Consider the following 14,751-nt stretch of genomic DNA (forward strand, 5'->3'; position numbering starts at 1 on the left):
GAGTTAGGAGATATAAATATGAGGTTCAATAGTATAGAAGAAGGAATAAAAGATATTAAACAAGGAAAAATGGTAATAGTTGTTGATGATGAGGGACGCGAAAATGAAGGCGATTTAGTTGTTCCAGCAGAGATGGCTACCACAGAAAATATAAATTTTATGATTAAGTATGCAAGAGGTTTGGTTTGTGCGCCGGTTGAGGAAGAAATCGCAGTTAAATTAGGTTTAAATCCAATGGTTGAAAAGAATACCGATAATCACGAGACTGCCTTCACAGTTGCTATAGATCATAAAGATACAACAACAGGAATATCTGCATATGAAAGATCTTTAACAATAAATAAACTTGCAACTTCAAATGAAAAATATGATTTTAGAAGACCAGGACATGTATTTCCACTGATAGCTAAGAATGGTGGAGTTTTGGAGAGAATAGGCCATACAGAGGCTTCAATAGATTTAGCCAAACTTGCAGGTTTTAAAGGTGCGGCAGCTATATGTGAAATAATAAATGATGATGGAACTATGGCTAGGCGTGATGACTTAATGAAATTTGCAAAAGAACATAATCTTAAGATATTAACTATAGAAGATCTAATTGAGTATAGGAAACAAGAGCACTTAAGTGTAACAAGGGAAGTAGAGGCTAAATTACCAACAAAATACGGAGATTTTAAGGTTATAGGATTTAGCGAAAAGAATTCTTCAAAGTGTCATTTAGCCTTAATCAAAGGTGATATTACAACTGATGAGCCTGTACTTATAAGAGTTCATTCTGAATGTTTAACAGGAGATGCATTAGGTTCTAGAAAATGTGACTGTGGTGAGCAATATGCAGCAGCAATGGAAATGATATCGAAAGAGGAACGTGGGATACTTTTATATATGAGGCAAGAAGGAAGAGGCATAGGATTATTAAATAAATTAAAAGCATATTCACTTCAGGACACGGGATTAGATACTGTAGATGCAAACCTAGCTTTAGGATTTAGGGAAGATATGAGGGATTATAAAATCAGTGCAGATATGCTTAAAATTCTAGGAATAAACAATATTAGATTAATTACAAATAATCCAGCAAAAATTGAGGGACTTGAAAAAAATGATATTAATGTAATTGAAAGAGTTCCAATAGAAATGGAAGCAAATAAGAATGATGAACTTTATCTCAAAACTAAAAAAGAGAGAATGAATCATTTATTAAATATATAAAAAAATAATAGATATCAATATTATAAAATAATTTAACATAATGGAGGAAAATATAATGAATATTTTTGAAGGAAATTTAGTATCACAAGGATTAAAATTTGGAATAGTTATAGGAAGATTTAATGAATTTATCGGAGGTAAACTTTTAGAGGGTGCACTAGATGGATTGAAAAGACATGGTGCAAAAGAAGAGGACATTGATATTGCATGGGTGCCAGGTGCTTTTGAAATTCCACTAGTAGCTAAGAAAATGGCAAAAAACTCTAAGTATGATGCGGTTATTTGTTTGGGAGCTGTAATAAAAGGAGCTACTTCTCATTATGATTATGTTTGCTCAGAAGTATCAAAAGGAATAGCAAGCGTTTCTCTTGAAAGTGAGAAACCAGTAATATTTGGAGTACTTACAACAAATACTATAGAGCAAGCTATTGAAAGAGCAGGAACTAAGGCAGGCAATAAAGGCTATGAATGCGCAGTTTCAGCTATAGAAATGGCCAACTTATTAAATAATATTAAGTAGTAAATAAAGGTATTGTGTATCACCGAAATATAAAAATACTTGCATTAAGAGATGATTTTAAGTTTACAGCCAAATAAACGAAATGGAATATATGTGTTTGCTCCGGTTCATCGAAGATTTGGCTAGGTGATTCTAAGATTATAAGTTGTACCCAAAGTGCTTGCCTCAAGGACTAGGCCTTGAACAAGCACATTTGGAACAACTTATAATCTAGAATCACAGCCAGCAAAATCTTCTTATGAACACTTCGCAAAAACATATATTCCATTTCTTTGTTTAGTGTAAATTTAAAGAAAAGCATATTTAAGCAAGTAATTCGGTTATCCATTGCTCAATTAAAAATCATTAGAAACTGGAACAAAAGTATATTACTCATTTCGGTGAGTTTATTGCATAAATCTAAGCTACCTGCTCAGATTTATTTATAGATATCCAAACTATGAATTTGATTTATACTTTGAAATAAATACCATACCAGAAAGTAGACACATTTTTGTGCAGCTGGCATTTGAAAATGAGCTGCTAAAAGAGCTTAATTGTAGGTTGTTCCATTAATGCTTGTCACAATGAAATTGGGAGCAAGCATTAATGGCGCAACCTGCAATTTAGCTCTTTCAGCGAGATTTTCATAGTCCTGCGAAACAAAAATGTGTCTGCTTTCGGTGGATTATTTCATAAGTCTAACTTATAGTTGGGTATCTATAGAGTTATTTGGATTTAAGTTTTCCACAATTTCAGATATCCTTGTTATTTTACCAGATAAAAAGGATAAAGTTTCATCTATACCTTCAATGGAGTTGTTTATATTTGAAATGCTATCGTTAATAGAATTCTTAAATTCTAAAATATCATAATTTACAGAATTTTTTAGTTGAGAAATTTCATTTATAGTTAAGTCCCTTAAATCAGAAAGTAGTGCTGTTAAAAATTCTCTTGATAATTCAGAGTTATCTATAATTCCCCGTGCACCTAAGTCTTCGATATAATCTTTTAATAGGTTTATACTATCATTAATATCCGAGAGGTGCTGATCAAATTTATTTAAAGTTGGCTTAAACTTATTTTCTGCATCTGTTGTAGTATTTTTAATAGTTAAATTAATATCATCAAAATGAGTCATGATATTGGTTAAGTTTTCTTCAAAAGAATCTAGTTTTAGATTATGTGCATTTAATTCATTTATAATTTCAGTAGAAATTTCTTCAATATTTAAATTTTCATCATCAAGAGTATCGTTTACATTGTTATCATTATCAATAGGATATTTGTCGCAGGCATCATTCTTTACTAGAACCAAATAAGGTGAATTTGAACATTTATCAGAACTAAATTGAAGCATAGAAGCTGTATTAAGATTCATAGATTCAATTATTAAATTAAAATTATTACTAAAAGGATCGAGAGATTTTATAATATGGGAAATATCAATTTTTAAATATTTTTTCACGGATTTAGTAGGAATATTTATATTTATTTTGGCTAGAGAATTTTTTTTAGGAAGTGTTGTCCAATTCACGTCTGAAACATTAAAGTCACTGTTATCACCAGAAATTGAAACACTAATATTATTGCATGATGTAGGATATATATTCTCTAAATATAAAAATAAATATATATTTTTTGATGTAGAGATATGCAAATCAGAAATATAGAATTGAAACAAAGACTTATATAAATTCAAGTTTTTCCAGTTATCTTTAACAACACCGACAAATAGTTTTTCATCTTTATAGAAGCTACTGTTTGGACGGAAATTACAAACATAAGTTGTATCAGAACAATTTATTTTTATTAAATTTTTCATCGACTTCATCCCCTTACAAATAAAATTTCTAGAGTAAACCCAAAATGAGTTATATTATATACCAATTTAATTGTTAAATTTAAAGTTATATTTATTTCTAATCGAAGGTATATTTAAGGATTTATCACGTGCAAATATAGTAGGCAGGTTATTCTGTCTATTATCATATTTGAGGATATCGAATGAAGAACAGTGATCATAAGATCCTCATATAGAATGTAAAATCCCTCCTAAAATATTTCTACTGATATATATTTGAATAAAATATGATTTATGCATAATTTCAAAGAATTAATTTATGTTATATTAAAGAATTTATAGTATATTAAGTAAGTATTGACTTGAGAGTAATTACTTTTTTGACATAATGAATTATAATTAGAATAAAAGAATGAAAGAAGGTGAATTAGGTTGAGGATAGGAAAATTAATATAATCCTCAATAAAGTACTATGAATGGAAGTATAAGCATAATAATAAATGAAATGATTAAATATTATTCTGGTGATCCAAGAAGAGTAAACCATTTTTTAAAGGTATATTCATTTGCAAAAGCTATTGGTGAACTAGAGGGTATAGATAAAGACACACAAAATATGCTGGAAGTTACAGCTGTGATGCATGATATTGGAATTAAGGTGAGTGAAGAAAAGTACAAATCTTCTGCTGGCAATTATCAAGAAATTGAGGGACCTCCAGTGGCAAGAGAAATGCTTTCACAATTAAATTTTGATGAGAAATTTATAGAGAGAGTTTGTTATTTAATTGGTCATCATCACACATATAGTAAGATTGATGGCATTGACTATCAAATACTTATTGAAGCTGACTTTTTAGTTAACATTTATGAAGATGAAATTAGAGATATTCAAATTAGAAGCATAAAAGAAAAGTATTTCAAAACAAAAGCAGGAATACAGTTTCTAACAGACTTATATTTATAATAGGAATATAGGTTGAAAGGTACTTGAATACAGAAAATTGCCTTTAGTCATAGGAAGATATAAAAACAACAATTCAATATGATAATATTTTTATGTATAAGTATTGTTAAAATTAGAATTTATTTGGAAAGAATAATTTGAGTTTTGATTAAAAATAAAATACTTTTGCATTGAATTGTTAGTTTTAATATCTCCTATATACAACATATTAATCAAGATATTTATAATGGCTTACATTGTAAAATTATTATTTGCAGTCAAAACTAGAACATTTTGTTTCAACATATATTTGTGCACCATCACCTGATACGTTTATAGAGTCAAGCTTACAAAGTTTATTGTAGTTATGAGTACAATTATAAGCGTTGCAGGTTAAAGCATCACATTGTCCGTTAGAATTTGTGTTATTAGTTAAATCACTGTAGTGAGCAGCATGTAAGAATGAACCACAGCAAGTTCTACGCTCGCTACTTGCAGACATTCCTCCAATATCAACCCTGTTTGAATAACATACACCGCTATTATTATGTGAACAATTATTTACATCACAATTAATTTTTTGCACGAAAAACACACTCCTTTAATATAAATTTAATTTTAATTATGGTATTATTTGGTAAAATATCTATCGAGCAAGCCTTTGAATGCTTTACCGTGTCTAGCTTCATCTTTACACATTTCATGCACAGTATCGTGTATAGCATCTAAGTTATGTTCTTTAGCTAAAGTTGCAAGTTTCTTTTTTCCTTCGCAGGCACCATATTCGGCCTCAACTCTAGCACTTAAATTAGATTTAGTATCAGGAACAACAACTTCACCTAATAGTTCTGCAAATCTTGCAGCATGATCAGCTTCTTCATAAGCAATTCTTTTGTATGCCTCAGCTACTTCAGGGTAGCCTTCTCGATCAGCTTGACGGGACATTGCTAGATACATTCCGACTTCAGTACATTCACCAGTAAAGTTAGCTCTTAATCCATCTAATAATTCATCACTGAGATCTTTAGCAACTCCAATTCTATGTTCATCAGCAAAATTTAATGAATCTTCCATTTCCTTGAATTTGTCTGCACCTGCTTTACAAATAGGGCAAAAATCAGGTGGATTATTACCTTCATGGATGTAACCACAAATAGTACAAATAAATCTCTTCATTTAAAATTCCTCCATAAAACTTATTATATTTCAAGGTGATATAAGGCATATGAAAATAGGAATTATTGATTATTAGTAAGATTACAGATAAGGAACCCCCTACGAAGAGGTAAAATCTACATACTAAAGTTCATTTATCATTTTTGGATATGTCTAATATAACCCTAAGAAATAGTATTACCATTTTGAATTAAATTATTAGTAATAAGAATTTAATTAATGTATAGTTGAGTATATGCAGAATTTTCAAGTATAATATAATCTAGTGATGAAATATAGAAAATTAGATACATAGGGAGGAAGTTATAAAGTGGATAATAATTTTGAATATATATTGTTTGATCTAGATGGAACAATAACTGATTCAGGAGAAGGAATAACTAAATCTGTGCAATATGCGCTTAAACATTTTGGTATAATTGAGGATAATTTAAGTGATTTAAATAAATTTATAGGACCGCCGCTAAAAGATTCATTTAAGAGGTTTTATAATTTTGACGATGAAAAAGCTGAAATGGGACTTAAAAAGTATAGAGAATATTACGCTAAAAAAGGTATATATGAGAATAGTCTTTATGATGGAATAGTAGAAGTTTTTGAAGCGCTTATGAAAAGAGATAAAAAGATCATACTAGCTACATCAAAACCAGAAGTATATGCAAAGGAAATATTAAAGTATTTTAAAGTAGATAATTATTTTACATTTACTGCTGGAGCAGATTTTGAGGAAACTAGAGTGAACAAAGGTGATGTTATAAAATATGCTTTAAATGAAGCAAAAATATCAGATACATCAAAAGTTATCATGGTAGGAGATAGAGAGCATGATATTATTGGAGCAAAAGAAAATAATATTAAATCAATAGGTGTGCTTTACGGGTATGGAGATGTAATTGAATTAACGCAGGCTAGAGCGGATCATATTGTGAAGAGTACTGAGGAGTTATTAAATTACCTCATTCAAATGAAGTTATAAGGTTATAAATTTGTTATATGAGACGTAAGAAAAATTTTTTTCATTTGTATTTATACTCTTTTTATATTTAACTATATTTGAAAAAAATTAGATTTAATTGTAATATATAGTTAAGAAATAAAAAATAAGGGAGTGTTAAAATGATAAAAAGATTAGGGGTAACTTTATTAATAGTTGCATCAATAATGGGAAGTTTATCATCGTTTGCTGTTTCAGCCAAGTGGAAGGAAGATAAAAGTAAGAATCTTATGTGGATTGAGAATGGTGTAAAGGTAAAGGGATGGAAACAAATTGATGGAAAATGGTACAATTTTAGAGAAGATGGAATAATGAGAACAGGTTGGTTGAAGGATAATGAAAACTGGTATTACTTATGGTCAGACGGAACTATGGCGCATAATAGCTGGTTGACTAATGGGGGATTTTGGTACTACTTTGATGAAAGTGGTAAAATGGTTACGAATTCTGTTACTGTAGAAAATAAAAAATACGATTTCAATGCTCCAGCAATTATAGTTTCAGAAAACGTGAGTACTGATAATAATACAGCAAATGTAATGACTTCAAATGGTGGGAAATAGGTTTCATAATAAAATTATTGGAATGACTAAATTCTATATTGATAGATAGTTCTAATTGAGTCAATAGAAGAGAGGTTATTAAATGAGGATAATGACATTTAATCTAAGGTGTGATACACCACGAGATTTCAGAGATAGATGGAATAATCGAAAAAGTATGGTTTACCATGTTATGGATGAGTATAAATGTGATATTATTGGAACACAAGAAGTAAAAGATAATATGTTTAATGACCTGAAAAAGAGTATGAAGGAATACGAAATAGTTGGAGAATCTAGAGGTAAGAGAATTTCATCAGAAAGAAACAATTTATTGATTTCTAAAAAACATACTATTCAAGAATATAAGACCTTTTGGCTATCTGAAACTCCTAATGAAGTTGGAAGTAAGGTATGGTATTCTTATGTACCGAGAATCGCTACTACCGCAGTGATAAAGACGGTAGAGGGTAAAAAGATTAGAGTTTATAATTCTCATTTAGATAACCTATTTCAAAAAACAAGAGAGTATGGATTAAAAAGGATTATGGAAGTAATTGATAAAGAGCAAGAAAAAGAGGCTCTTCCAATTATATTAATGGGTGATTTTAATGACACGCCAGATAGTAAATTAATAAAAAGCTTTAAGTCTGGAAAATTTTCTAAGGAAGAGTTTACAGCTGTACAAGATATAAACAAAGAATTGTATAAAGAATCTACAAGAGATAAATTTAAAAGGACGCAAAATGGAGTTCATATTGATTATATATTTGTATCAAAAGAAATAGAAGTAGTTAATGCTGAAATAATTAAGTATAATATCAATGGGAAATATCCATCAGATCATTATCCATTAATAACAGACATAAAAATTAAATAAATTTTAAAATAGAACCTTGATATTCTTAAATGATCATCAAGGTTTTATTTTTGGTAGGTATTTAGGGAGTTACTAGCTTATTAAGATATAACTTTTAAACAATGCAAAGATATAATATAATAGGATATACTGTAAATCTACGTTATTACAGAAGATGTAAGATATTTGAACTTCGCATGATAATATAGAGAGGAATGATTTATTGTCGAGATTAGAAAAGTACGTATGTGCTACATATATATGTTTGGCAATTGTTTTAGGAGGGATAGCTGGTTATTATAAATTTGTAATAAGTGATGAAGCAAACGATTCAGGTAAGAATAGCGAAAAAATACTGAGCTCTGGCTCAACAATTAAAAAATATGGACAGGTAGTAAATGTTGATTCTAATTTGTGTATTAGAGAGGAACCTAATTTAAATAGTCCTGCAGATAATTATTTATATAATGGGATGACATTTAGCATCCTAGAGAAAAATAATTCTTGGTATAAGATACAATATAATGATGTTGTAGGTTATGTGAAAGATAAATATATTGAAGAATATGAGAAAGCTCCACCCAATCCGACTTACGATGAAATTCATAATAAAAAATCAATAATTGAAAATATTATAAAAACTCCTATACCTATTAAAGTGGAATTGACTGCTTACTGTAATTGCGCCATATGTTCAGAGGCGTGGGGTGCGGAAACGGCGATGCAAACACATACTAGAATAGGTATTGTTGCTGCGCCTAAAGATATCCCATTAGGGAGTAAGCTTTTTATTCCAGAACTAAAATATTATAAAGAAGATGGGATATTTGATGTGGAGGATAGAGGAGGTGCTGTTGTGATTAAAAATAATGGAATACATATTGTGGATGTTTGGTTACCGGATCACGAGCAAGTTAAGGAATTTGGAAGAAAAGAAACCATAGTGTACATGATGAAATAATAGTACCTTGAAGTTTTCCTTATATTCAATTAAAATGGTGTTAGTACTAAAGAAATAAATATGGAAAATACGAGTCAATTATACATTTACAGAATAGTCTTGTTGAAGATGGAGGACAAGAGGCTTATGGATATGGCAAAAGAGATTGAACAGGTATTTTTAGGGAGTGCAGATATGAATATGTCACCAGAATTAGTCGAAGAAAAAATTGAAGCGATGAATGAAACACTGCTTATATATCGTTCAGCTATAAAAGAAGTAAAGACAAAGTTAGATATATTAGATGATGAACTTAAAATTAAGAGAAAAAGAAATCCTATAGAATATATGAAGTCTAGGGTTAAAACACCAGGAAGTATTATGGATAAGCTTAGGCGTAAAGGTTTTGAAATGGGCATTGAGTCGGCGAAAAAAAATTTAAATGATATTGCAGGTATAAGAGTAATATGTTCCTTTGTTGGTGATATATATGATATTGCTAAAATGCTTATAAGGCAGGATGATATAACACTTATTGAAGAAAAAGATTATATAAAATCGCCAAAACCAAACGGATATAGAAGTCTTCATTTAGTTATAGAAGTACCTATATTTTTTTCGGATCATGTGGAGCAAGTAAGGGTTGAAGTGCAGATAAGAACTATTGCAATGGATTTTTGGGCAAGCCTTGAACATAAACTATATTATAAGACGTCCGGAGAAGGGCCAATACATATTACTCAAGATTTAAAAGAATGTGCAGATCTTATAGCATCAACTGATATGAGAATGCAAGATATTCAAAGAGAGGTAGAAAATTTAATGTAAGAGTGGCAGGTGCAAATGATGCTGACCAGGTTCCAAAAAAATCTAGATGAATTATTTTATAGTTATTATATATAATAAGAAGATTTTGAACATACTATACTTGTAAATTTAATGCAAAGGAGAATAGTGTGTATGGAAAGAGAACATTATATTGTTGATGGATTAGCAAATGAGAACATGAAGACGCAAGTTAAAAATGCACTAGAAAAAATAGAAGGCGTAAATCAGGTATGCGTAGATCTTGCACGTGGAAGTGTTGAGGTTATATATAATTCTCCAGCTACTGAGCAAGAAATTAGAGGTTGTATAGAAAATACAGGACATAATGTTAAGCAGGGATAATATTTTATATTAAAGAGGGGTGTAAAAAATTACAGCCCTCTTTAAATATTATCCCTCTAATATTTTCACATAAAATATTCTATCACGTGGACCATCGAATTCACAAAAATATACGTCCTGCCATCTTCCCAGAATTATATTTCCGTTGTGTAAAATAAATGTTTGAGAGGCACCTACAGTAGATGATTTTAGGTGTGAATGTGAGTTGCCTTCAAAATGTTTGTAGTTAGAGTCATGAGTTGGGTAGACTTTTTCAAATCCATAAATTAGATCGTGAACTACATCTGGATCTGCATTTTCGTTCACAGTAATTCCAGCCGTTGTATGAGGGCAATAAACAACTACGATTCCATCTTGAACATTACTCGCTTTAATATCCTCTTTTATATATGAAGTTATTTTCATAAGAGTCTGCCTAGGATTAATTGCAATAGAATGCTTAAATAAGTTCGACATAAAACTCCTCCTTAACAATATTTTAATTATAGATATCCAATACGTAAATTAGGTTTAGGTGTAACTTGCCGAAATAAGTAACATATTGTGTTTCGGTTTCTAGGAATTTTAATGGATGATTCTGAGACTAGAAGTTGTACCCACAATGCTTGCCTCAACGACAAGCGTTGAACAAGCATTGTGGAACAACCTCTAGTCGGGAATCATTACCATCAAAATTCCAATGAAACACTGCAAACAATATGTTACTTATTTCTAGTATAGTGATACACTTAAATTTAATGCGTAGTGATAGTTATTCTAAATATAAGCAGAATTTCTAATTCTTATATCTATAATAAATTAATTAAATAAATCTATAAATATAATAATATAAATTAAGTAAAATAAGCTAGAATAATTTATAAAATTTAATAAATTATTGTTGAGTTATTATGAAATATGATAATATTAAATATAATGTTACAGAGGAGGAGTATTATGCCACATGTAATTGTAAAGCTTTATCCTGGAAGAAGTGAGGATCAAAAGATAAATCTTGCAGAAAAAATTACATCAGTAGTTTCAGAAAGTTTAAATTTGAGTGAAAGTAGTATTTCTGTTGCCATTGAGGAGATTTCACGTGATGATTGGGCAAAAGAAGTTTACAAAAAAGATATTATTGAGAATGAAAAAAGCTTGTATAAAAGACCTGGATATAAACCAAGTGAAGATGAATTGAAGTGACGTAGCAAAACCAAATGCTACGTTCTTTTTATGTATGTATTTTCTGATTCTATTTTTTATATTATGTTAATAAGAATATTACATGGGATAAATTTTCTTAAGTGAAAGGATGAAAAGATAATGAAAAACATTTTTATTAAAAACTTAATGATTATTTTGTTAATATTCTTAAGCATAGGGTGTTTTGGAGTACTTAATGAACTAGAAGTTTACGGAGAAACTAATGGGTGGACGAATAGTAATAATAGCTGGCGTTACTATAGCGGACCTTCAATACAGACAGGGTGGTGCAAAGATAAGGGGAATTGGTATTACTTAGATGATAATGGGATGATAAAAACAGGTTGGATTAAAAGTGAGGGAAAATGGTACTATTTAGATCCAAGGACAGGAAAGATGTTAACAGGATGGATCGAAGAGAAGGGGAGATGGCGTTATTTAAATAGCTCTGGGGAAATGATAACAGGGTGGCTTGAGTATAATGGTAATCTATATTACTTAAATACTTCTGGAGTAATGGTTAAGGATGTATATGTTGGTTCATATTATTTAGGGCCGGATGGAGCATGGCAAGAAGGAAGCATAAATAAAAAATAGTATATTAAATTATATTAATAATACTGCCAACTAAATTGTGGGCAGTATTATTAGTAAAAAGATAATAATAGAACTATTTTGGAGTTCTTTTTAATATTGTATGAGCATGGGTACCAGGAAATAATGGAACATTTTCGATATCAACATCACTTGTCTCAAGACCAAACCACTTTGCAGGTGAAACTGTATATTTTTTTATAAATAATTTTGATTTAAGTATGAATTCTTCCCAAAAACCTAGTTCTGTTTCGTATGAAAGCTGCTCTTGAATTAATAGGAAACGGAAATCACCAACTTTTCTATCAGGCATAGTTGTATAATTTCTAGCTTGGATTTTTATTTCACCATTCTCAACAAGCTCGGTTGAGATTTGACGAAGAAAAACATTCAGCTTTTGTTCAACCCTAAATCCAAGTTTTATCTGTACTTTTACAATATATAATGTTCCTAAAGTATCAACAGAATATTCTGCTACATAAGGCTCATCAGTAACAACAATATTAACGAACCAGTAAACATCTGCTTTTTTAGGCCTTTTATCTAGAATAGAATACATTATTGTTCTTTCAATTTTCTTAGGATCTTTATAACTAGTTAAACATACAAGGTTAGTTGTATACTTAGGGCGATCATTATCTTTGCGTAACTGATTTAATTGATCTTTATAATCTTCAATTGAAACAGTTTCTAATAATCGCATTTTAACATAATAGCCCTTAATCCAAATGTACATTACAGATAAAATTCCTAATGCTATTAAAGCTGCTATAAAACCTCCATGCATGAATTTAACTATGTTTGCAATAAAGAATGAAAATTCTAAAGCACTAAAGAAAATAAGTATAATTACAGCAACAATAAATGGAGTTTTTTTCTTCAATAAATAGTTAAATAATAAAATTGTTGTCATTAACATGGTTACAGTAATTGATAATCCATATGCTGCTTCCATATGAGCAGAACTTTTAAAATAAAGAACTACTCCAATGCAAACTGCCCATAAAAGTTTATTAATTGTTGGTAAGTACAATTGTCCTTTGGAACTAGATGGATACATAGTATGTAATCTAGGAAATAAATTCAATTTAATAGCTTCAGAAACAAGGGTAAATGATCCGGAAATCAACGCTTGAGAAGCAATTATTGCGGCAAGGGTTGAAATAATTATTCCATAAATTAAAAAATTATGTGGAATAATTTGATAAAATGGATTTAAACCTTCAACCCCAAGAAAAGCTGGATTGTTTTTAGATGCTAGTATCCAAGCTCCTTGACCAAAATAATTTAATAACAAACATATTTTTACAAAAGGCCAAGAACCGTAAATGTTATATTTGCCAACATGTCCAAGATCTGAATAAAGAGCTTCCGCACCAGTTGTTGCTAAAAATATACTACCTAGAATAAAAAATCCGGACTTATTTTCAGCACTAAATAAAGTTTGAATTGCGTAATGTGGAGATAGTGCACGCAATAATGTCCAATCATGAGAAATATTTATAATTCCGAAGATCGCTAACGAAGAAAACCAAACAAGCATAACTGGACCGAATACTTTTCCGATTAAATCAGTACCAAAATGTTGAATAAAAAAGAGTGCACTTATGATGACTATTACAATTGCAACAATATCATTTTGATTGCTACCAAAAGTATTGCTAAAGCTTGGAATTAAATTTAATCCTTCAATTGCTGAAGTAACAGTTACTGCTGGCGTTAGCATTCCATCAGCAAGAAGCGCAGAACCACCAATCATAGCTGGTATAATAAGCCACTTTGCACGCCTACGAACTAAAGTGAAAAGAGAAAAGATTCCACCTTCTCCTTTATTATCTGCTTTTAAAGTAATAAGAACATATTTTATAGTTGTTAAAATTGTTATTGTCCAAAAAATCAGTGACAATGACCCTAGTATAAAATTTTCAGATATATTTTCTAAGCCACCATTACCCTCGAGAATTGATTTGATTACATAAAGTGGTGAAGTTCCAATGTCTCCGTAAACCACTCCTAGCGTTACTAAAATACCTCCTATTGTTAGTTTTGTGACATCATTCTTTTTCATAGTTGATTTCATGATAATCGTCCTTTGCATTAATAATAGTTATTTAGGTATAATCTGAGTTTATATATAGTTATTACTTATTTTCTTAGGTGTAAAGTAATATATAACTTAATTAAAAAACATATAGAAACTTAAATTTAAAACAATAATTATCATACCACTTTTGAGAAAAATAAGTCAAACTAGTTTTAAGAAGAAAAAGTTTTCATTTATAGTTTTATTTTTTTAAAAGTACATACTACTATATATAACGAATTCTAAAATGCACACTTATTATTTTAAGGAATCGATATAAAAAACTTAATTAATTAACATATAAAGGAGAGGAAGACTATGAAGCATAAACCATATGATAAAGAGAAGAGTATTAGTAGCCTGGGCAGTGATTTAACCACTACAATTCAGAATTTTCATTATTCTGGAGAAATAGTTGTAAAAAAAGATAATGAAAGAATTGAAAAAGATAGAAAATAAGAGGAATTTTATAACTAATAAAATTGTATCCTTTTGAAATACTAATGTATAGATATTGTTATCTAAAACTAAATTGATTTTAATAATTTGATTAATATTAAGGAGGTATTTACTGTGAGTAGAAATAATGATGGAGATAAATTTAGTAATATAATGAGAGTGGGAAATTTCACTAAGCATGCAGTGGAAAACTTTGAAGAAAATATAGTGGAGCAAAAAGATTATTTAGAAAAGGTTAGAGCCCATGAAAAATCTAGAGATATAGAGTAGATTAATTAAATGGCTAAGAGGTGA

Annotated in this window: 18 protein-coding genes; 13 read left to right on the forward strand and 5 right to left on the reverse strand. The window is 29.7% G+C overall.

Annotated features, from left to right (window positions below):
- The first annotated feature begins 18 nt into the window (after positions 1-18).
- Positions 19-1,212, forward strand: coding sequence for a bifunctional 3,4-dihydroxy-2-butanone-4-phosphate synthase/GTP cyclohydrolase II (locus tag D2A34_RS08225; RefSeq protein WP_079441996.1), 1,194 nt, complete (start codon positions 19-21; stop codon positions 1,210-1,212).
- Positions 1,213-1,267: 55 nt separating this feature from the next.
- Positions 1,268-1,732 (forward strand): 6,7-dimethyl-8-ribityllumazine synthase, encoded by a 465-nt coding sequence (gene ribH / locus D2A34_RS08230; protein ID WP_079441995.1) that lies wholly within the window; start codon positions 1,268-1,270, stop codon positions 1,730-1,732.
- 685 nt (positions 1,733-2,417) lie between these two features.
- Here the strand turns inward: ribH and D2A34_RS08235 are convergent.
- Positions 2,418-3,536, reverse strand: coding sequence for a DNRLRE domain-containing protein (locus D2A34_RS08235; RefSeq protein ID WP_182629323.1), 1,119 nt, complete (start codon positions 3,534-3,536; stop codon positions 2,418-2,420).
- A gap of 451 nt (positions 3,537-3,987) precedes the next feature.
- Here D2A34_RS08235 and D2A34_RS08240 point away from each other — a divergent pair, with 451 nt between their 5' ends.
- Complete coding sequence (locus D2A34_RS08240) at positions 3,988-4,479, forward strand: HD domain-containing protein (RefSeq protein WP_119366286.1); 492 nt, start codon at positions 3,988-3,990, stop codon at positions 4,477-4,479.
- Between the two features lie 247 nt (positions 4,480-4,726).
- Here D2A34_RS08240 and D2A34_RS08245 read toward each other — a convergent pair whose 3' ends face one another.
- Entirely contained in the window at positions 4,727-5,044 is a 318-nt protein-coding gene (locus tag D2A34_RS08245; RefSeq protein WP_079441992.1) for a DUF1540 domain-containing protein, read from the reverse strand.
- Positions 5,045-5,088: 44 nt separating this feature from the next.
- Entirely contained in the window at positions 5,089-5,634 is a 546-nt protein-coding gene (locus tag D2A34_RS08250; RefSeq protein ID WP_079441991.1) for an NADH peroxidase, read from the reverse strand.
- 310 nt (positions 5,635-5,944) lie between these two features.
- Between D2A34_RS08250 and D2A34_RS08255 the strand changes: the two genes are divergently transcribed.
- The 6 genes from D2A34_RS08255 (at position 5,945) to D2A34_RS08280 (ending at position 10,139) form a co-directional block, all read left to right on the forward strand.
- On the forward strand, positions 5,945-6,610 hold the full coding sequence (locus D2A34_RS08255; RefSeq protein ID WP_119366287.1) for an HAD-IA family hydrolase: 666 nt from the start codon (positions 5,945-5,947) through the stop codon (positions 6,608-6,610).
- 140 nt (positions 6,611-6,750) lie between these two features.
- Complete coding sequence (locus tag D2A34_RS08260) at positions 6,751-7,191, forward strand: phage tail protein (protein ID WP_119366288.1); 441 nt, start codon at positions 6,751-6,753, stop codon at positions 7,189-7,191.
- Positions 7,192-7,273: 82 nt separating this feature from the next.
- The gene (locus tag D2A34_RS08265; protein WP_119366289.1) at positions 7,274-8,050 is read left to right on the forward strand and encodes an endonuclease/exonuclease/phosphatase family protein; all 777 of its coding nucleotides are present in this window, start codon (positions 7,274-7,276) and stop codon (positions 8,048-8,050) included.
- 202 nt (positions 8,051-8,252) lie between these two features.
- Positions 8,253-8,990, forward strand: coding sequence for an SH3 domain-containing protein (locus tag D2A34_RS08270; RefSeq protein ID WP_119366290.1), 738 nt, complete (start codon positions 8,253-8,255; stop codon positions 8,988-8,990).
- 126 nt (positions 8,991-9,116) lie between these two features.
- On the forward strand, positions 9,117-9,797 hold the full coding sequence (locus tag D2A34_RS08275; protein WP_079441987.1) for a GTP pyrophosphokinase: 681 nt from the start codon (positions 9,117-9,119) through the stop codon (positions 9,795-9,797).
- A gap of 132 nt (positions 9,798-9,929) precedes the next feature.
- Positions 9,930-10,139, forward strand: coding sequence for a heavy-metal-associated domain-containing protein (locus D2A34_RS08280; RefSeq protein WP_079441986.1), 210 nt, complete (start codon positions 9,930-9,932; stop codon positions 10,137-10,139).
- Positions 10,140-10,187: 48 nt separating this feature from the next.
- Here D2A34_RS08280 and D2A34_RS08285 read toward each other — a convergent pair whose 3' ends face one another.
- Complete coding sequence (locus D2A34_RS08285) at positions 10,188-10,595, reverse strand: secondary thiamine-phosphate synthase enzyme YjbQ (RefSeq protein WP_119366291.1); 408 nt, start codon at positions 10,593-10,595, stop codon at positions 10,188-10,190.
- A 480-nt stretch (positions 10,596-11,075) separates the two neighbouring features.
- Between D2A34_RS08285 and D2A34_RS27405 the strand changes: the two genes are divergently transcribed.
- Both D2A34_RS27405 and D2A34_RS08295 read left to right on the forward strand, forming a co-directional pair.
- Positions 11,076-11,321: a tautomerase family protein gene (locus tag D2A34_RS27405; protein ID WP_119366292.1), complete on the forward strand. Its 246-nt coding sequence runs from the start codon at positions 11,076-11,078 to the stop codon at positions 11,319-11,321.
- Between the two features lie 120 nt (positions 11,322-11,441).
- Positions 11,442-11,918: an N-acetylmuramoyl-L-alanine amidase family protein gene (locus tag D2A34_RS08295; RefSeq protein ID WP_119366293.1), complete on the forward strand. Its 477-nt coding sequence runs from the start codon at positions 11,442-11,444 to the stop codon at positions 11,916-11,918.
- Between the two features lie 73 nt (positions 11,919-11,991).
- Here the strand turns inward: D2A34_RS08295 and D2A34_RS08300 are convergent, their stop codons facing one another.
- On the reverse strand, positions 11,992-13,995 hold the full coding sequence (locus tag D2A34_RS08300) for a KUP/HAK/KT family potassium transporter (protein WP_119366294.1): 2,004 nt from the start codon (positions 13,993-13,995) through the stop codon (positions 11,992-11,994).
- Between the two features lie 321 nt (positions 13,996-14,316).
- On the opposite strand from D2A34_RS08300, the gene D2A34_RS26615 reads away from it, so the two are divergent.
- Entirely contained in the window at positions 14,317-14,457 is a 141-nt protein-coding gene (locus D2A34_RS26615; RefSeq protein ID WP_182629324.1) for a hypothetical protein, read from the forward strand.
- A 114-nt stretch (positions 14,458-14,571) separates the two neighbouring features.
- Positions 14,572-14,727, forward strand: a complete 156-nt coding sequence (locus D2A34_RS26620) for a hypothetical protein (RefSeq protein WP_182629325.1) — start codon at positions 14,572-14,574, stop codon at positions 14,725-14,727.
- Positions 14,728-14,751 lie beyond the last annotated feature (24 nt).

Origin of the sequence: Clostridium chromiireducens (genome assembly GCF_003575225.1) — a bacterium.
GTDB lineage: Bacteria > Bacillota > Clostridia > Clostridiales > Clostridiaceae > Clostridium > Clostridium chromiireducens.

Excerpts from the sequence above, each read along its gene's own strand:
- D2A34_RS08225 (WP_079441996.1), top strand. The coding sequence starts at position 19 with ATGAGGTTCAATAGTATAGAAGAAGGAATAAAAGATATTAAACAAGGA.
- ribH (WP_079441995.1), top strand. The coding sequence starts at position 1,268 with ATGAATATTTTTGAAGGAAATTTAGTATCACAAGGATTAAAATTTGGA.
- D2A34_RS08235 (WP_182629323.1), bottom strand. The coding sequence starts at position 3,536 with ATGAAAAATTTAATAAAAATAAATTGTTCTGATACAACTTATGTTTGT.
- D2A34_RS08240 (WP_119366286.1), top strand. The coding sequence starts at position 3,988 with ATGAATGGAAGTATAAGCATAATAATAAATGAAATGATTAAATATTAT.
- D2A34_RS08250 (WP_079441991.1), bottom strand. The coding sequence starts at position 5,634 with ATGAAGAGATTTATTTGTACTATTTGTGGTTACATCCATGAAGGTAAT.
- D2A34_RS08260 (WP_119366288.1), top strand. The coding sequence starts at position 6,751 with ATGATAAAAAGATTAGGGGTAACTTTATTAATAGTTGCATCAATAATG.
- D2A34_RS08265 (WP_119366289.1), top strand. The coding sequence starts at position 7,274 with ATGAGGATAATGACATTTAATCTAAGGTGTGATACACCACGAGATTTC.
- D2A34_RS08275 (WP_079441987.1), top strand. The coding sequence starts at position 9,117 with ATGGATATGGCAAAAGAGATTGAACAGGTATTTTTAGGGAGTGCAGAT.
- D2A34_RS08280 (WP_079441986.1), top strand. The coding sequence starts at position 9,930 with ATGGAAAGAGAACATTATATTGTTGATGGATTAGCAAATGAGAACATG.
- D2A34_RS08285 (WP_119366291.1), bottom strand. The coding sequence starts at position 10,595 with ATGTCGAACTTATTTAAGCATTCTATTGCAATTAATCCTAGGCAGACT.
- D2A34_RS27405 (WP_119366292.1), top strand. The coding sequence starts at position 11,076 with ATGCCACATGTAATTGTAAAGCTTTATCCTGGAAGAAGTGAGGATCAA.
- D2A34_RS08295 (WP_119366293.1), top strand. The coding sequence starts at position 11,442 with ATGAAAAACATTTTTATTAAAAACTTAATGATTATTTTGTTAATATTC.
- D2A34_RS08300 (WP_119366294.1), bottom strand. The coding sequence starts at position 13,995 with ATGAAATCAACTATGAAAAAGAATGATGTCACAAAACTAACAATAGGA.
- D2A34_RS26615 (WP_182629324.1), top strand. The coding sequence starts at position 14,317 with ATGAAGCATAAACCATATGATAAAGAGAAGAGTATTAGTAGCCTGGGC.